Genomic DNA, 17230 nt, shown 5'->3' with positions numbered 1-17230 from the left:
CGGAAACGACGAGTTGAGCGACGGGACAATCGTGGCCGAGAACACCGCTGCGGCCGGTGCGGCGGGACAGCAGGCACCGGACGAGGACGGCACAGTCGATGCCGCTGCCGCCGGTACACCGGACGCGAAGGCAGGCGTCGGTGATCCGGCCGCCGCGCCCAAGTCGCGGGCGGGTCGCAACTTACCGGCGGCGCTGATCGTCGGTTTCGGTCTCGGCCTCTCGCTCATCGCGATCCTGCTGTTCGTGCCGAAGGTGTTCATCGGGGTGGCCGGTGCCGCGATGGCCGTGGCGACCTGGGAGGTCGCCAAACGGCTGCGTGAAGCCGATGTGCTGGTTCCGCGGATCCCGTTGATCGTGGGCGGTCAGGCGGTGTTCTGGCTGGGCTGGCCGTTCGGTCCCGCGGGTGTGGCGGGCGCGTTCGCGGCGACGGCGCTGGTCTGCATGGTGTGGCGATTGTTCGATCACGGTTTGCAGACCGCACCGCGAAACTTCCTGCGCGACACCTCGATCGCGATCTTCACCCTGACCTGGATTCCGCTGCTCGCCTCGTTCGCGGTGTTGCTGCTGCTCGAACCCGACGGCAACCTGCGCGTGCTCACCTTCATGATCCTGGTGGTCTGCTCCGACGTCGGCGGCTATGTGGCCGGTGTGTTGTTCGGCAGGCATCCGATGGTGCCTTCGATCAGCCCGAAGAAATCGTGGGAGGGATTCTGCGGTTCGCTGGTGTTCAGCGTGATCGGTGGTCTGCTCACCGTGACGCTGCTGCTGGACGCCAACTCGATGATCGGTGTGGTGCTCGGCGTCGGCCTGGTCCTCGTGGCGACCATCGGCGATCTCATCGAATCCCAGATCAAGCGCGAACTCGGTATCAAGGACATGGGCACGTTGCTGCCCGGGCACGGCGGCATCATGGATCGGCTCGATTCGATGCTGCCCTCGGCGTTCGTCTCGTGGCTGGTGCTCAGCACCCTGCTCTGAGCTGCCCGAACCGGTTCATGGACGTTTGGCGGCGCGGCGCAACTGCATGATGCGTACCCCGCCGACCAACGCCATGACCAGGGCGCCCGCGATCACCGACAGCAGCACCGACACCCCGAGCGGTAGCCCGAAGGTCCAGAACAACAGATCGACCTCCACCTGCTCCAGGTTCTGCAAGATGAAGATCAGCAGCACGATACCCAGCAGTGCGGCCACGACCAGGCCGACCCAGGTGTATCCCGTCTTCGACTTCTCCAGTGTGCGGCGGGTGCGTGGCGTGGCGACCGGTTCGGTGCCTGGCACCGGTTCCGGGTCGGGCACCTGGTCAGCGGCATGGGTGGACATATAGCGATCATTGCCGATAGCTATCGCGTATGCACGGATTTCCCGCCGTACGGCGGCGCCTGCTGTCGTGGAGGGGACGTGATGTGGGCGACGGGCCGCGGGATGGGACACTGGAGAAACTATGACCGTCTCCCTGCCCCTGGTATTCGATGCCCCGCGCCGTGGCATGCCGCCGCGCCACCTGGCCGATCTGGACGCCGACGGCCGCCGCGCCGCGATGGCCGAACTCGGCCTGCCCGCGTTTCGAGCCGATCAGATCGCGCGCCAGTACTACGGGCGTTTGCAGGCCGATCCGGAGCAGATGACCGACCTACCCGCGCCGATGCGCGCGAAGGTCGCCGAGGCGTTGTTCCCGCCGCTGCTGACCCCGGTCAAGCATGTCGCCTGCGATGCGGGCGAAACCCGCAAAACCCTGTGGCGTGCGGGCGACGGCACCCTGCTGGAGAGCGTGTTGATGCGCTACCTCGACCGCGCCACCCTGTGCATCTCCAGTCAGGCGGGCTGCGGTATGGCGTGCCCGTTCTGCGCGACCGGGCAGGCTGGGCTGAACCGAAACCTGTCCACAGCCGAGATCGTCGATCAGGTGCGGGCCGCAGCCGCCGCGTTGCGTGATGGCGAGGTCTCCGGCGGTCCGGGTCGGCTGTCGAACATCGTGTTCATGGGTATGGGTGAGCCGCTGGCCAACTACAAGCGGGTGGTGAACGCGGTGCGTCGCATCACGTCTCCCGCGCCGGATGGGCTGGGGATCTCGCAGCGCAACGTCGTGGTGTCCACGGTGGGCTTGGCGCCTGCGATCCGCAAGCTCGCCGACGAGGGTCTGTCGGTGACGTTGGCGGTGTCGCTGCACACTCCCGATGACGAGCTGCGCGACACTCTGGTCCCGGTGAACAATCGCTGGTCGGTGGCCGAGGTGCTCGATGCTGCTCGCTACTACGCCGATAAGACCGGCCGCCGGGTGTCGGTGGAGTACGCGTTGATCCGCGATATCAACGATCAGCCGTGGCGCGCGGACATGCTCGGGGAGAAGCTGCACAAGGCGCTGGGTTCGCGTGTGCACGTGAACGTGATTCCGTTGAACCCGACGCCGGGCAGTAAGTGGGATGCCAGTCCGAAGCCGGTCGAACAGGAATTCGTGCGGCGGGTCAATGCCAAGGGCGTGCCGTGTACGGTCCGCGATACCCGTGGTCAGGAGATCGCCGCGGCCTGCGGTCAGCTCGCCGCGGAGAACTGAGGTGACGCGACGACCGGCCCGGAATGAGAGCGGGCCGGTCGTTGTCGGTGGTCTCAGTGAGGTTTGCGGGCCAGGATGCTCTGTCGGATGAGGATGCCCGCCAGCAGTGCGGCGGAGCCGATGAGGAACAGGTATCCGACATTGCCGGTGCCCGAGGAGGCGCCCTGCGGGCCCTCGAACAGCATGGCGAGCAGCGCGAGGACCACGAACCAGCCCGCGACGCGGAAGGTGCGCTTCGATTCGCCGCTCCAACCCCAGGCCGCCGACGGGACCTCGGCGGGATCCACAGTGGTGACAGCGCGGTCACTGGTGGTGGTTTCGAGTTCCGTGGCTGCCACGATCGCTCCTCAGCTCGAGAATCGGATACTGCCCGATATCGTGGCATACGACCGGGCGTCGTAGCCAGCAGGGTGCGGTGTCCGTAAGAATGTGCGGGTGTCCGATGTCGTAAGAGTTCTCCTGCTCGGCAGCACCGGTTCCATCGGAACCCAGGCGCTGGAGGTGATCGCCGCCAATCCCGGCAGGTTCGAGGTGGTCGGTCTGGCCGCGCGTGGCGGCAATACCGATCTGCTCGCCGCGCAGATCGCGGCGACCGGCACCGGCAATGTCGCGGTCGCCGATCCGGCCGCGGCACAGCGACTCGGGGTGGAACTCGGTGGGCCGGGCGCGGTGACCGAACTGGTGCGCCGCACCGAGGCCGATGTGGTGCTCAACGCCCTGGTTGGCTCGCTCGGCCTGGAACCGACCCTCGCCGCCTTGGACTCCGGCGCGCGGCTCGCACTGGCCAATAAGGAATCCCTGGTCGCGGGCGGATCGTTGGTGACCAGGGCGGCCGCACCCGGCCAGATCGTCCCGGTGGACTCCGAACATTCGGCCCTGGCGCAATGTCTGCGCGGCGGCCGCGCCGAGGAAGTGGACCGGCTGATCCTCACCGCCTCCGGCGGACCGTTCCGCGGCTGGAGCGCCGAGATGCTGGAAGCGGTGAATCCCGCCGAGGCGAAAACCCATCCGACCTGGTCCATGGGCCCGATGAATACGCTGAACTCGGCGTCGCTGGTGAACAAGGGCCTCGAACTGATCGAAACCCATCTGCTGTTCGGCATCCCGTACGACCGCATCGACGTCACCGTGCATCCGCAGTCGATCGTGCACTCCATGGTCACCTTCACCGACGGTTCGACCCTGGCGCAGGCCAGCCCACCGGATATGAAACTGCCGATCGCACTCGCGCTCGGCTGGCCCGATCGGGTGCCGGGTGCGGCGGCGGCCTGCGATTTCGCCACCGCCTCGACCTGGGAGTTCGAGCCGGTCGACAATGAGGTGTTCCCCGCGGTGGAGCTGGCCAGGCAGGCGGGTACGGCGGGCGGCTGTGTGACGGCGGTGTACAACGCCGCCAACGAAGTCGCGGTGCAGGCCTTCCTCGATGGCGCCATCCGGTTCCCGGAGATCGTGCGCACCGTCGGCCTCGCGGTCGCCGCGGCCGACGAATGGCGCACCGAGCCGACGAGTCTGGACGAGGTGCTGGCCGCCGACGCATGGGCGCGCGAGTACGCCAGGAAGCTGGTGCTGGCATAGCGGCGGAGGACACAGCAGGTAGCCGCGCCGGACTGCCGGTACTGTGGTCGAGATGCTCGCGGCCGACCCCGGACGCGTGCGTGCCGGGTACTGACGAGCTGCGCAATGCAGGAGGGCTGTAGAGCAAATGGTGTTCGCGTTCGGTTTCGCGCTGTTCGCCCTCGGCATCACAATCTCGATCGCGCTACACGAGTGCGGGCATATGTGGGCCGCGCAGGCGACCGGGATGAAGGTGCGGCGATATTTCATCGGCTTCGGGCCGCGCATCTTCTCGTTCCGGCGTGGTGAGACCGAGTACGGCGTGAAGGCGCTGCCGCTCGGTGGGTTCTGCGATATCGCGGGGATGACCGCGCTCGACGAACTGGAGCCGGAGGAGCTGGACCGGGCTATGTACCGGCAGGCCACCTGGAAGCGTCTGGTGGTGATGTTCGGCGGTATCGCGATGAACTTCCTGCTCGGCTTCGTCCTGGTGGTGGTGCTCGCCGTCGGCTGGGGTCTGCCGAGCTTCGAGCAGCCGCCGGAGACTGCTCTCGGCGAGATGAGCTGCGTCGCGGCGCAGAACCCGGACGGCACCCTGGCCGAATGCACCGGTATCGGTCCGGCGCAGCGGGCCGGTTTGCAGCGTGGTGACGTGGTGACCGCCGTCAACGGCGTCGAGGTCGACACCTGGCGGGAATTCCAGACCGAGACCCAGAACCAGACCGGCCCGTTCACCTACACAATCGAGCGCGACGGGCAGACCCTCACGATCCCGGTGACGCCCGACCGGGTGGTGCGCTACCCCTCCGATGGTGGGCCGGGCCGTGAGGTGAGCGCCGTCGGCGTCGGCTCCGACTATTACGGGCCGGTCCAATACAACGTGTTGACCGCGATCCCCGCCTCGGCCGCGTTCACCGGCGATATGTTCGTGCGCACCTTCGAATCGCTGGCCCAGATGCCCGCCAAGGTGGCCGACCTGTGGACCGCGGTCACCGGCGGTGAGCGCGATCCGGAAACCCCGGTCAGTGTGTACGGCGCGTCCAAGATCGGTGGCGAGACCGCCGAGCGCGGCCTGTGGGGGCTGTTCATCCTGGTGTTGGCCAGCCTGAACTTCTTCCTCGGCGCGTTCAACCTGCTACCGCTGCTCCCGCTGGACGGCGGGCATATCGCGGTCGTGCTCTATGAAAAGCTCCGCAATACCGTCCGCGGCTGGAAGGGACTCGCGCCCGGTGCGCCGGTCGACTATCTGAAGCTGCTGCCGGTGACCTACGTGGCGGTGGTGATCGGCGGCGCGTACATGGTGTTGACGTTGGTCGCCGACATCGTCAACCCGATCCAACTGTTCCCCTGACCAGCGCACCGGATATTCGGGTGATGGCCGTCGCGCTGTCACGGTGGTCACAGGAGAACGTCGTGTGCGCGCGACTAGACTCGCAGGCGAACGGCCCGAACCAGACGAAAGCAGGCAGTCGAAGGTGACCAGCACAATCGGATTGGGGATGCCGACCGCGCCCGCGGCCGTGCTTGCTCCCCGCCGCAAGACCCGTCAGCTGATGGTGGGCACTGTCGGTGTGGGTAGCGATCACCCGATCTCGGTGCAGTCCATGACGACCACCAAGACCCACGACATCAATGCGACCTTGCAGCAGATCGCGGAACTCACCGCCTCCGGCTGCGATATCGTGCGGGTGGCCTGCCCCCGCCAGGAGGACGCCGACGCGCTGCCGGTGATCGCGAAGAAATCGCAGATCCCGGTGATCGCCGACATCCATTTCCAGCCCCGCTACATCTTCGCCGCGATCGACGCCGGATGCGCCGCGGTGCGCGTCAACCCCGGCAATATCAAGGAGTTCGACGGCCGGGTCAAAGAGGTCGCCAAGGCCGCGGGTGCGGCCGGTATCCCGATCCGGATCGGGGTGAACGCGGGTTCGCTCGACAAACGGATGCTGGAGAAGTACGGCAAGGCCACCCCGGAAGCGCTGGTCGAATCGGCGCTGTGGGAGGCGAGCCTGTTCGAGGAGCACGGCTTCGGCGATATCAAGATCTCGGTCAAGCACAACGATCCGGTGATCATGGTGGAGGCCTACCGTCAGCTGGCCGCCCAATGCGATTATCCGCTACATCTCGGCGTGACCGAGGCGGGTCCGGCGTTCCAGGGCACCATCAAATCGGCGGTGGCCTTCGGTGCGCTGCTGAGCGAGGGCATCGGCGATACGATCCGGGTGTCGCTGTCGGCGCCGCCCGCGGAGGAGATCAAGGTCGGCGGGCAGATCCTGCAATCGCTGAATCTGCGTCCGCGCAAGCTCGAGATCGTGTCCTGCCCCTCGTGTGGCCGTGCCCAGGTGGATGTCTACACCCTCGCCAACGAGGTGAGCGCGGGCCTGGAAGGCATGGAGGTGCCGCTGCGGGTCGCGGTGATGGGCTGTGTGGTCAACGGTCCCGGTGAAGCGCGTGAGGCCGATCTCGGGGTCGCCTCAGGTAACGGCAAGGGGCAGATCTTCGTCAAGGGTGAGGTCATCAAGACCGTGCCGGAGGCGCAGATCGTGGAGACCCTGATCGAAGAGGCCATGCGCATCGCCGAGGAGATGGGCGAGGATGTCGGCGCCGGGGATCCGGTCGTCACTGTCGGCTGAGCGCCGTATCCGACCAGGGGTTTCGAGATACCCGGGGCGCGACGCCCCGGTTCATGGCAGGCTGTGAGACGTGCGGAGTCTGCTGGAGCCGACGCGACGTGGGAAGAACCTTCCCGCGCGTCAGCTCGCCAAGCGGGACCTGGCGCAGGTCCTGCGAGTGCTCGATGCCGATCCGGTGGCCTGCTGTATGGTCGCGGCTCGTCTACAGGAATTCGGGCTGGATACCACGGGTGGTCAGGGCGAGCTGTGGAGTCGTGGCGGTCCGGCCGAATCGCTGTGCTTCTCCGGGGTGAACCTGGTCCCGCTGCTCGGTGATCGGGACGCGCTGCGCGCCTTCGCCGATCGCGCCATCCGCTGGCCACGCATCTGCTCCTCGGTGGTCGGCCGTCAGGAATTGGCGCTGCCACTGTGGGAGATGCTGGCCGAACAGTGGGGTCCCGCCCGCGAACTGCGCGCCGACCAGCCCTTGCTCGCACTGGACGAGCCTGCCGCGGCCACACCCGATCCGCAGGTGCGCCGGGTGCTCGTCGACGAGATCGACCGCTATCTACAGGCGGCGATCGCCATGTTCATCGAAGAGGTCGGGGTCGACCCGCGCGCCGGTGACGGTGGTCGCGGATACCGTAGGCGGGTGGCGGGCCTGATCGAATCCGGGCGTGCATGGGCCAGATTCGAGGACGGCCGCGTGGTGTACAAGGCCGAAGTGGGGTCGCTGTCCCGGCGCACCGGCCAGATCCAGGGCGTATGGGTCCATCCCGACCGCCGCGGCAAGGGAGTCGGCACCGCAGGCACGGCCGCGGTCGCCAATGCGGTGGTGGCTTCGGGACGCACCGCGAGCCTGTACGTCAACGACTACAACGAGATCGCCCGCAAGGCCTATCGCCGGGTCGGCTTCCGGCAGATCGCCACCTTCACCACCGTGCTGCTCGACTGAGATCCACCGCGTCGCCGAACTCCGGTGCGCCACAGGGGTTTGCCCACCGATGGCCGTTACCATCGGTGGCGATGTCGATTCGTGTGTTCCTCGTGCTGTCCGCCGCCGCGCTCGCGGTCGCCGCGACGGGCTGTGCGCCGGGCCCGCAGGGGCCGATCACCGCCGCGGACGCCTTCGTCGGCGCCTTCGCCGCCCACGATGTCGAGGCCGCCGCCGAGCGCACCAGCCAGCCCGAACGGGCAAGGCAGGCATTGACTTCGGCGTGGTCGGGTTTGCAGGCCGAACGGTTGACCGCGCATACCGGCGCGGCCCGCGTCACCGGTGACACCGCGACCGTCGACTACACCTACGAGTGGGCGCTGCCGAAGAACCGGATCTGGACCTACTCCGGGAAGTTGCAGATGGCCCGCACCGATGGACGCTGGACGGTGCGCTGGACCTCGTCGAACATCCACCCCGAACTCGGCGACACCCAGGAAATGGAGCTGCGTTCGGAACCGGCGCCGCGCGCAAGGGTCAACGAACAGTCCGGCAGCGATGTGCTGGTCCCCGGCCAGATATCGCGGGTGAGCTTCCGCGCCGCCGATGCCGCCGACCCGGGCGCGGTGGCCGATACGCTCTCGGCCGCGTTGATCCGGTTCGACAAGAATCTGACCCCGTCGGCGATCCTGGACGCGGCCCGCCGCGCACCGGGCGCCTACACCGTCGCCAAGTTGAGCGAATTCGAATTCGACCAGGTCAGCATTGATCTCATCGGGTTGCCCGGGGTGACGCTGACCCAGGAGTGGGACCTGGTGCCCACCGAGCGCGGTTTCGCACCCGATCTGATGACGCAGGTCAGGCAGACGGTGATCGACGAGGTCGACGGTAAGGCGGGCTGGAGCGTGGTGCTCGAGAACGCCAACGGTGTCGAGACCGGAGTGCTGACGGAGGTGGCCGCGCAGCCAGCGCCCTCGTTCGCGCTCAGCGTCGACCGCAATGTGCAGAACGCGGCCCAGCATGCGGTGTCGCTGCGTAAGGAACAGACCATGACGGTGGTGATCGAGGCCTCCACCGGCGCGATCGTCGCGGTCGCGCAGAACGAGGCCGCCGACCGGGACGGGCCGGTCGCCACCATCGGCCAGTATCCGCCGGGTTCGGTCTTCAAGACGGTCACCGCCGGTGCCGCGATGACCGAGGGCCTTGCCACCCCCGACACCGTGCTGCCCTGCCCGAGCCAGACCATCATCGGTGAGCGAACCATCCCCAACTACGACCATTTCACCGTGGGTAGTGTGCCGATGGCGACCGCCTACGAACGTTCGTGCAACACCACATTCGCGAAGCTGGCGAGCGGGCTGTCGGCGGACGCGCTGCACGATATGGCCGCGGCGTTCGGTATCGGGCCGGTGTACACGGTGGCCGGGCTGCCCACGGCGTCGGGTTCGGTGCCACCCGCCGACGACGAGGTGCAGCGCGCCGAGGACGGTATCGGCCAGGGCCGGGTGGTGGTGAGTCCGTTCGCGATGGCGCTGGTGGCCGCCACGGTCGCGCACGGTTCGGTCCCGGTGCCCTATCTGATCGCGGGACGCGAGACCGTCGTGGACGGTGACCGGCCCGCCATCGATCCGGCCGTGATCGACGGTCTGCGGATGATGATGCGCAAGGTGGTGACCGGTGGTACCGCCGGTCGGATCGCCGACCAGGGCGAGGTACACGGAAAGACCGGTGAGGCCGAGGTCGACGGCGGCTCACATTCCTGGTTCGTCGGCTACCGCGGCGACCTCGCGTTCGCGACGTTGTTGGTGAAGGGCGGCAGCTCCGATAACGCGGTGGCCGTCACCCGGGATATGTTCGCGGTGCTGCCGCCGGGCTACTGAGCGGATCGGCGCCGGACAGGTCGGAACGCAGTTGTACCGCGGCGGTGAGATAGGTGGCGGAGAAGAGCTGGGCGGCCGGGCCTGCGAACACTGTCGCGTTCGGATAACTCTCGGGGGATTCGCGCACCGGTTCGGTCTCGTGCACGACGGCCGGATGAACGGCGCCGCCGGAGGCCGAGGTATCGGTGCCGATGATTTCGACGACCCCGGCGCCGCCCAAAATCATTCCGGCGGTGATGAGAACAAGGGTAGAACGCTTCATGACCGGCTCCCTCGAATCAGGGTGTGCGGGAAGAGCTCGTGATGCAGCCTCGTTGCGGCAGTGAATTCGCCAGATGATGACTGGATGTTTGCTGTTGAGGCCAACCTAAGCGCTGACAGTGGGTCGAGACAAGAAAAATGTGGCCGACCGTATATCCGACCGGAAATCGTGACCCTGGCCACCGCCGATTCGTGACCACCCCGTTATGTATACGCGGGTGTGGGTACGCAGGTCAGGCGCGACGCAAGGTGGCCGCCAGATGATGTTGCAACGGTTGATCGACGGCCGCCATGCGCAGGGTGTAGTCGATGACGTCGCCGGATTGCGCGATGGAGCGTCCGAGCGCGGTCACCGATTTCGCGGTGCCGCTGAGTCCGATATTCGTCGATTCGAATTCGAACCGGATGTCGGTATCGGTGACGGTGAGCCCGCCTTCGCATATTTCGGTGATACCGGTCGGATGCGCCAGGATCAGCTCCACGCGATCCGGGCGCGGGCGCCGCAGGTATCCGGTTTCGGCGTGTAGCGGGCGGTTGTCATCGGCGGCGCGGGTGCGTTGCCGGTAGGTGAGGAACGGTCGTCCGATATGGCCGAAATGGATTTCCTCGAGATAGTCGAACGGTTCGATCGTCGGGTATTCGCCGTGTCCGGTACCGCGCCAGGTGCCGAGCAGTGGGGCCAGCGCTGCGATATCGGGATGGAGTGCGACGGGCGGTTGAGGTTCGACCACGGCGGTCAGCTTAAACCCATGGCGGAAGCGATGTTTCCCGGCTCCCTTGTTTCGCACGCGCTAAGGTGAGCCACGCCCGATGGGTGAGGGGCTGTGTGGTCGGAAGGGACAAGAATGCTGTACGGACACCGGGCCGATTCCGGTAACTGGCGCTCGCGCACGCGCACGAACCTGCTGCGCGTCTCGGCACTCGGTGCCGCGCTCGTGGTCGCCACCGCCTGTACTGATACCGGCTCCGGGACCGACGACATCACGCTGGACGGCAACCGCTATGTACTCACCGCCCTGGCCGCGGGCGATGACGCCGCACACGCCGCGGTGACCGTTTCCGGCATGGTGAACGCGTGGGGCTTCGCCGACCGCGCGGGCGGGCACTTCCTGGTCGGCGCCGGTGGTAAGGCCCACGGCTTCCTCGGTGACGTCCGATCGGCGTCGAAGACCGAACTGCGCACCCTGTCGCAGGACGGATTCGCCGCGATGACCGTGCCGGGCGCCGATTCCGATACCTCGGACAAGAGTGCGGGCACCGTGACCGGCGTCGTGGCGAATCCGGCGCCGCCGAATTCGGATGTGTTCGTGGTGCGTGATCAGCCGGTTCCGTTCGAGGGTGTGCCGCCGCTGCTGCTCAGCGGGTCGGCGCGCAATATCGTGGCCACCGATTCCGGGAAGATCTCCGCGTGGACCGATATCGCGCCCGATGGCGCGGTCATCCGCCATGACGGTCCGGCGAATCTGGTGTTCGATGGTTCCGCGCAGAAGATGGCCTTCTACGGCATCGCGCTGGCGCCTTCGGGCGACGCACTGCTGGCCGCCGATTTCGGCGCCGAACCGCAGGTGCGCACCTTCGACAAGAACTGGCAGCTGGTGGCGACCTCCGGGTTCGTCAATCCGTTCGCCACCGGCGAGGCCGTCGACGCCGAAAAACCCGAACTCGGCCGTAAGGCGGTGCCGGGGGATCCGGCGCCGTTCAACCTCACCACCATCGGCGACCGTGTCTTCGTCACCTACGCGGTGACCAGGCCCGATGCCGATGAGGCCGACGAGTTCGCGGTGGGCGAGCGCGAGGTGGCCGACCTCGACGGCGAGCGTGCGGCCGGGGATACACCGGACAAGGGCAGGATCGCCGAGTTCGCTGCCGATGGCACTCTCGTCCGCATCCTCGACGATGGCGGCAGGCTCAACGCGCCGTGGGCGGTGACCGTCACGCCGTCGACCTTCGGTCCGCTCAGCGGCAAACTGCTCATCGGCAATACCGGGGGTGCGGGCCGGATCCTGGCCTACGACGACACCACCGGTGAGTTCGTCGACTATGTTCGTGACACCGCCGGCGCGCCGCTGTCGGTGCCCGGACTGCGTGGGCTGGAATTCGGCGACGGTGATTCGCTCGGCGATTCGGATGCGCTGTACTTGACCGCCGCGCCGACGCCGACGACGGCACATTTCTCGAGCATTCGCCTCAAGTGAGCCGATGAACTCGCCGGGCGGCGTTCACGCTGAGCCCGGCGAGTCGGGCGCCGTCGGCGTCCAGCGCCGCGACCACGCCCACAACTGTTCGAGCGATTCGCAGAGTTCGGTGCCGGCCTCGGTGAGTTCGTAGGTCTTGTCGACGTTCTTGGTGACCAGGCCCGCGATCTGAAGGTGCTGTAGGCGTGTCGACAACATGCTCGACGAGCAGTTGCCCATGCGTCGGCGCAGCTCCAGAAAGCCGAGACGGCCCGGTTCCAGTTCCCAGATCACCCGCAGCACCCAGCGCTGTCCGAGTAGATCCATGGTCGCCAGCATCGGCGCGTTGGTCGGATCATGCTGTCCGCGCGATGGGGTCGGCTCGCTTGCGCTTCTCATTCAGAACCACCATAGTGATTCTAAATCAGAAGCATTGTGCCGGGTGTTGGCGTGGAAGGAAGGCGTGCCGGATGGACGAATCCGAGACGAGGGCAGCGCGCACGGTCGTGGTCACGGGCGCGTCCCGCGGTATCGGCGCCGAGACGGCCAGGGTGCTGGCGGCGGGCGGCGACCATGTGGTCATCAACTACCGGGAGAAACGCAAACGCGCCGAGACGCTGGCCGCCGACATCACCGCGGCCGGTGGCGCGGCCTCCATCGCGGGCGCCGATATCTGCGACGAGGCCTCGACGCGGGCGCTGATCAGCGAGGTCGTGGAGCGGCGCGGACAGCTCGACGTGCTGGTGCTCAACGCATCGGGCGGGCTCGAACGCGGTGCCGCACCGGAGTATGCGATGACCATCAATCGGGACGCGCAGGTGCGGTTGGTGCGGCTGGCGCTGCCGCACATGCCCGCAGGTTCCCGGATCGTGTTCGTCACCAGCCATCAGGCGCATTTCCATGGCCGCAAACCGGTGCCCGCCGACTACGAGCCCATCGCGGCCAGCAAACGCGCCGGTGAGGACGCCTTGCGCGCGATGATTCCGGAACTGGCCGAACGCGGTATCCGGGTGTTCGTGGTCTCCGGTGACATGATCGACGGCACCATCATCGTGCGGTTGCTCGAGCGGCGGGACCCGGAGGCGGTCTCGGCGCGCCGCGATCATGCCGAGCTGCCGAGCATCGGCGAATTCGCCGCGGCGGTGGCGGCGGCCGCCTCGAGCGCCGCGGAATCCGGTACCACCACCTACGTCGGCGGACCGGACTATCTGGCCGAATCGGGCTCGCGCGTATCTGCCTGAATCGGACACCGGGAAAGCGGCGATTCGCGCAGCGCGCCGATCGGTGGCACCGAGAGTTGCGGAAAACGGTGACGGCTGCCGGGAAGTGGTGGACGCTATCGGGGTGAACGGTGCATCGGGGCAGCGGCAGCGGCGACAGCCGGAGCCTGAGTACCCGGTGCGCGGGCGAGGCGCGGCGATGAGGTGGTGCCGGTGATACCGAGCAAGGAGTTGGTGCTCGCGGCGTGCCGTGGCCTGCCGCACGTCGATCATCCGATGCTGGACGCCGCCGGTGAGCTGACCCAGTTGCACGAACTGCGGGAGCGGACCCCGGTCAGCGCGTTGGCCAAGGTGGATCGGCGGCGTGGGCAGCTGGTGCGCGCGATCGATCGCTGGGTGACGCTGGCGACGCCGATACCGCACGGATCCGCGCGGATGCACACCGAGACGGTCGGCAGCATCGTCGACCGGATGGCGCAGCTGACCGTGCACGCCTTCGTGGCCTCGGCGCACGCACCGGACACCGTCTATTACGACGCGTGGGTGCGTCTGCACGAGGTGGCCGATACCTATCAGGACCTGATCGTGGAACTGCGGGTCGGCAACCGTCGATTGCCCGACGCCGCGGGGGAGTGGTGAGCACCCGAGCGCTCGGTCCGGTCTAGCGCCCGCGGCCGAAGAGCCGGAACGAACGCTGTTTGCGGCGCGGCAGGGTGGCGTAGACCATGGTCATCTCCGCGAACACTCCGGCGTCACGTTCACGTTCGGCGCCGAAATCGTCGCGGCCGAGCACCTGAGCGACCGATCCGGGCGACATCGACGACAGCGCCGAGGCCAGTGTGGGCGACAGTTCCGCCGCGGCGGTGTCGATATCGCCGTGCCCGAGCAGCATATGGCCGACGGCGTGCAACACGATGTGCTCGGCATTGCGGCCGGACGCCGCGGCGTCGTAGACGATGATGTCGTCGTATTTACGCGCGATCCACAACCCGTTACCGCTGCAACCGATATCGGCCAGCGCCGACCGGTGGACCGGCTGGAGCGACAGCGGCCTGCTCCGGTAGGCGGCCACCTGAGCGAGGTAGGCGTTCAGGTCCCACGGGTGCGGGAGCGGTACCGTCCGCGCCGCCTCACCCAACCGGGCTTCCATGCTGTTCATCGCCGGATACGTTACCGATACCGACTTGTCTCGTCACCTTCGTGATCGGGTCGGCGCGACCTCCGGCGCACTGTGGGAGCAGGTCGTCGAAATCGCTGGGCAGCGGCCGATTTCGCTCGGATGACCGGGTGGAACGGAACTCGTCGCCGTCCCGCCTCCACCGCGAACCGCCACTCGATGTGGGGTTTCCCACCTGGAATCGACTCCCACACTGCCTGACCGCACCGCCCTGCCCGTGAGGTGGCGCCGCCTCGTATGAGAGCGTCACCGGCAAGGACGCGGCCCGATGTGATGGCCTCGAGCCCCCCGACGGAGGACGATGGGCGAGTGTCGAACTCGGGACCGAGGTGGTGAGCGCGCCGGTCGCGGTGCATGCGGGCGCCGCGCGGCAATGGTGGGTGCTCACCCGCCGGTTGATCCGCCCGTCCTGGCGTAACGGTGAACTGCTCACCGCGGTGCTGGCGCCGACGGTGTTCACGCTGGGGTTCTACGTTCCGCTGAATCTGGTGATGAGCTTTTATGGTCATGGGCTCAGCAGCTACGCGCAGTTCCTGATGCCGATGATCGTGATGCAATCGGTGGCGTTCTGCGCGGGTTCGGCCGCCCTGCGCGCGGCCACCGACGCCCGCGACGGCTTGGACGCGCGGTTCGGCTCGATGCCGATCACGGCGATCACCCCGCTGGGGGCGCGCATGTCCGCGGCGCTGTTCCGTACCGCGGTATCGCTGGCCGCCGCGGTGGTGTGCGGCACGGTGATCGGGTTCCGGTTCTACGGCGGCTGGTGGCATACCGTTGGCTTTCTCGCGCTGTCCTTACTGATCGCGGCCGCGTTCGCGCTCGGCGCGGACTGGTTGGGACGGTTGACCCGTAATCCCGAGGCCACCACCCAGATCCTGGTGTTACCGCAGCTGATCCTCGGCATGGTCTCCACCGGGTTCGCCCCGGCCGAGCAATTCCCCTCCTGGATCCAGGGTTTCGCGGCCAACCAGCCGATATCCCGGTTCATCGATGCGCTGCGCGCGCTGGCCGGAGATTCGACGGGCGACGCGGGTGCGGTGGACGTGCCGACCATGGGACCGGCGTTGGCCTGGGTGTTCGGGCTGCTGCTGGTGTTCGGCGGATTGGCCGTGACCGAATCGGTGCGCCGACGATGACCACCGCGACACCGCGACCCACCCGAGCGCAGGAGCTGCCGACGGTCACCGGCGCCACCGAGACCCTGCGCCGGGTGGTACCGCAAACCCTCATCCAGACCAGACGCCTGCTGCTGCGCTGGTGGCGCGATCCGCTGACGCTCATGCAGTCGCTGCTGTTCCCCGCCCTGCTGCTGGTGATGTTGCAGACCGTGCTCGGTCGCCAGATCTCCGCGTTCTCCGGCGCCAGCGCGCTCTACGGTTCGGTGCCGATGGTGGCCTTGGTCGGGGTGATGTCGGGTTCGCTGGCCGGTGCGATCACCCTCGGCCGTGAGCGTGACGCCGGTCTGCTCGCGCGGTTCTGGGTGCTGCCGGTGCACCGGGCCTCCGGGGTGGCGGCGCGGATCGTCGCCGAGGGTGTGCGCATCATGACCTGCACGATCGTGCTGTTCGCGGTGGGTGTGGCGCTCGGTTTCCGGTTCGAGCAGGGGTTCGCGGCCGGGGTGGCATTACTGCTGGTGCCCTTGCTGTTCGGGCTCGCCTTCGCGACCGTTGTCACCACCGTCGCGGTGTTCGGGGCCAGAACGGCCGTGGTCGAGGCGATTTCCCTCGGTTCGTCGATGATGATGTTCTTCAGTACGGGTTTCGTGCCCCTGGCCGCGTATCCGGGATGGGCGCGCCCGATCGTGGAGCATCAGCCGATGAGCCATGCCATCAACGCCATGCGCGGGCTGTCGCTGGGCGGGCCGGTCCGTGAACCGCTGCTGGCGACGCTGGCCTGGTCGGTGGGCGCGATCGCGGTGTTCGCCGTCCCCGCGGCCATCGGCTACCGCCGGGCCAGCAGGCGTTAGCCCAGACTGCTCGCGGCCTCGGAGATGAGGGCCGCGGAATCGCGCGGGCTCAGCGCCATGGCGCGCAGCTGATCGAAGATGACCCCGAAACGCCGGATCTCGTTGTGCCCCTCGATCAGCGCATCGCCGGAGATGCTTTCCACATACACCAGTTCCGGATCGGCGGGATCATGGAAATCCAGCAGCGTGAACGCGCCCGCCATGCCCGGATGGGCCCCCGCGTCGAACGGCAGGATCTGGAGGATCACATTCTTTTTCAGCACCTCTTCCAGCAGCCGGTTCAGCTGTCCACGCATGATCTCCGGTCCGCCGACGACGCGCCGGATCGCGGCCTCGTCCAGCACCACCCACAGTTCCAGCGGTTCGTCTTTCGTGAGCACCGCGGCGCGGTCCATCCGGGCGCGCGCCCGGCGTTCCATGACCGCGGCATCGACCTTGGGCATGGAGGTATCGATCACCGCGAGGGCGTACTGCTCGGTTTGCAGCAGACCCGGCACGTAGGAGGTCTGATAGTGCCGCGCCGACAGCGCCACGGATTCGAAATTGATATATGCCGCATACACTTCGGTGAGACTGGCCTCATAAGGCCGTGACATGCCCGGCTTCTGCGCGTCGGTCAGTAATTCCAGCGCGTCCTTGCGTCGGGTGTCGTCGACGCCGTACAGGTCGAGCATTGTCAACAGGGTGCGTCGCTGCGGTCTGGCCTGCGCCCGTTCGATCCGGTACAGCGTGGTGACATTGATCCCGGTCTTGGCGCTGACCTCCTCCTTGGTCAGATTCGCCTGTTCGCGCATCTCCGACAGCAGTACCGACAGCCGCCGCAACCCCGCGGTGAGGATCGTGCGCTTGCCCGCCATGACAACCCCTTCGCTGCGCGCACCCGCGCGGGTCGCGTCG

Annotated in this window: 19 protein-coding genes; 12 read left to right on the top strand and 7 right to left on the bottom strand. The window is 67.5% G+C overall.

Features of this window, described 5'->3' with window-relative positions:
• Positions 1 to 31: 31 nt before the first annotated feature.
• Entirely contained in the window at positions 32 to 979 is a 948-nt protein-coding gene (locus QH168_RS15660; protein ID WP_432421110.1) for a phosphatidate cytidylyltransferase, read from the top strand.
• 15 nt (positions 980 to 994) lie between these two features.
• Here QH168_RS15660 and QH168_RS15655 read toward each other — a convergent pair whose 3' ends face one another.
• On the bottom strand, positions 995 to 1324 hold the full coding sequence (locus QH168_RS15655) for a LapA family protein (RefSeq protein ID WP_280235388.1): 330 nt from the start codon (positions 1322 to 1324) through the stop codon (positions 995 to 997).
• A 121-nt stretch (positions 1325 to 1445) separates the two neighbouring features.
• On the opposite strand from QH168_RS15655, the gene rlmN reads away from it, so the two are divergent.
• Positions 1446 to 2555, top strand: coding sequence for a 23S rRNA (adenine(2503)-C(2))-methyltransferase RlmN (gene rlmN / locus QH168_RS15650; protein ID WP_280235387.1), 1110 nt, complete (start codon positions 1446 to 1448; stop codon positions 2553 to 2555).
• Positions 2556 to 2608: 53 nt separating this feature from the next.
• Here the strand turns inward: rlmN and QH168_RS15645 are convergent, their stop codons facing one another.
• Positions 2609 to 2893 (bottom strand): DUF2631 domain-containing protein, encoded by a 285-nt coding sequence (locus QH168_RS15645; protein ID WP_280235386.1) that lies wholly within the window; start codon positions 2891 to 2893, stop codon positions 2609 to 2611.
• Positions 2894 to 2990: 97 nt separating this feature from the next.
• Here QH168_RS15645 and dxr point away from each other — a divergent pair, with 97 nt between their 5' ends.
• From dxr to QH168_RS15620, 5 genes are all read left to right on the top strand, one after another.
• Positions 2991 to 4130, top strand: a complete 1140-nt coding sequence (gene dxr, locus QH168_RS15640; protein ID WP_280235385.1) for a 1-deoxy-D-xylulose-5-phosphate reductoisomerase — start codon at positions 2991 to 2993, stop codon at positions 4128 to 4130.
• A 127-nt stretch (positions 4131 to 4257) separates the two neighbouring features.
• On the top strand, positions 4258 to 5460 hold the full coding sequence (locus QH168_RS15635; protein WP_280235384.1) for a M50 family metallopeptidase: 1203 nt from the start codon (positions 4258 to 4260) through the stop codon (positions 5458 to 5460).
• A gap of 124 nt (positions 5461 to 5584) precedes the next feature.
• Positions 5585 to 6742, top strand: a complete 1158-nt coding sequence (ispG, locus tag QH168_RS15630; RefSeq protein WP_280235383.1) for a flavodoxin-dependent (E)-4-hydroxy-3-methylbut-2-enyl-diphosphate synthase — start codon at positions 5585 to 5587, stop codon at positions 6740 to 6742.
• Positions 6743 to 6812: 70 nt separating this feature from the next.
• The gene (locus QH168_RS15625) at positions 6813 to 7676 is read left to right on the top strand and encodes a GNAT family N-acetyltransferase (protein WP_280235382.1); all 864 of its coding nucleotides are present in this window, start codon (positions 6813 to 6815) and stop codon (positions 7674 to 7676) included.
• 71 nt (positions 7677 to 7747) lie between these two features.
• A complete protein-coding gene (locus tag QH168_RS15620; RefSeq protein ID WP_280235381.1) occupies positions 7748 to 9535 on the top strand; it encodes a penicillin-binding transpeptidase domain-containing protein in 1788 nt (595 codons plus the stop codon).
• Here the strand turns inward: QH168_RS15620 and QH168_RS15615 are convergent.
• Positions 9495 to 9797 (bottom strand): hypothetical protein, encoded by a 303-nt coding sequence (locus QH168_RS15615; RefSeq protein WP_280235380.1) that lies wholly within the window; start codon positions 9795 to 9797, stop codon positions 9495 to 9497. The genes QH168_RS15620 and QH168_RS15615 overlap by 41 nt on opposite strands.
• Before the next feature lie 232 nt (positions 9798 to 10029).
• Positions 10030 to 10527, bottom strand: coding sequence for a peroxynitrite isomerase (locus QH168_RS15610; protein ID WP_280235379.1), 498 nt, complete (start codon positions 10525 to 10527; stop codon positions 10030 to 10032).
• 114 nt (positions 10528 to 10641) lie between these two features.
• Between QH168_RS15610 and QH168_RS15605 the strand changes: the two genes are divergently transcribed.
• Entirely contained in the window at positions 10642 to 11991 is a 1350-nt protein-coding gene (locus QH168_RS15605; RefSeq protein ID WP_280235378.1) for a TIGR03118 family protein, read from the top strand.
• Between the two features lie 24 nt (positions 11992 to 12015).
• On the opposite strand, the gene QH168_RS15600 is transcribed toward QH168_RS15605, so the two are convergent.
• Positions 12016 to 12369, bottom strand: a complete 354-nt coding sequence (locus QH168_RS15600; RefSeq protein WP_280235377.1) for a winged helix-turn-helix transcriptional regulator — start codon at positions 12367 to 12369, stop codon at positions 12016 to 12018.
• Positions 12370 to 12440: 71 nt separating this feature from the next.
• Between QH168_RS15600 and QH168_RS15595 the strand changes: the two genes are divergently transcribed.
• Both QH168_RS15595 and QH168_RS15590 read left to right on the top strand, forming a co-directional pair.
• Positions 12441 to 13211: an SDR family oxidoreductase gene (locus tag QH168_RS15595; protein ID WP_280235376.1), complete on the top strand. Its 771-nt coding sequence runs from the start codon at positions 12441 to 12443 to the stop codon at positions 13209 to 13211.
• A gap of 192 nt (positions 13212 to 13403) precedes the next feature.
• A complete protein-coding gene (locus QH168_RS15590; protein ID WP_280235375.1) occupies positions 13404 to 13829 on the top strand; it encodes a DUF4254 domain-containing protein in 426 nt (141 codons plus the stop codon).
• Positions 13830 to 13851: 22 nt separating this feature from the next.
• Here the strand turns inward: QH168_RS15590 and QH168_RS15585 are convergent, their stop codons facing one another.
• Entirely contained in the window at positions 13852 to 14349 is a 498-nt protein-coding gene (locus QH168_RS15585) for a hypothetical protein (RefSeq protein WP_280235374.1), read from the bottom strand.
• A 350-nt stretch (positions 14350 to 14699) separates the two neighbouring features.
• Between QH168_RS15585 and QH168_RS15580 the strand changes: the two genes are divergently transcribed.
• Positions 14700 to 15503, top strand: coding sequence for an ABC transporter permease (locus QH168_RS15580; RefSeq protein ID WP_280235373.1), 804 nt, complete (start codon positions 14700 to 14702; stop codon positions 15501 to 15503).
• Positions 15500 to 16333, top strand: a complete 834-nt coding sequence (locus QH168_RS15575) for an ABC transporter permease (RefSeq protein ID WP_280235372.1) — start codon at positions 15500 to 15502, stop codon at positions 16331 to 16333. The genes QH168_RS15580 and QH168_RS15575 overlap by 4 nt, the downstream gene beginning before the upstream one ends.
• On the opposite strand, the gene QH168_RS15570 is transcribed toward QH168_RS15575, so the two are convergent.
• Positions 16330 to 17190: a helix-turn-helix domain-containing protein gene (locus QH168_RS15570; RefSeq protein ID WP_280235371.1), complete on the bottom strand. Its 861-nt coding sequence runs from the start codon at positions 17188 to 17190 to the stop codon at positions 16330 to 16332. The genes QH168_RS15575 and QH168_RS15570 overlap by 4 nt on opposite strands.
• Between the last annotated feature and the right edge of the window lie 40 nt (positions 17191 to 17230).

The organism is Nocardia cyriacigeorgica, assembly GCF_029868385.1.
In the GTDB taxonomy this organism is placed as follows: Bacteria; Actinomycetota; Actinomycetes; order Mycobacteriales; family Mycobacteriaceae; genus Nocardia; species Nocardia cyriacigeorgica_F.
This window is presented reverse-complemented; position numbering and strand designations above follow the sequence as displayed.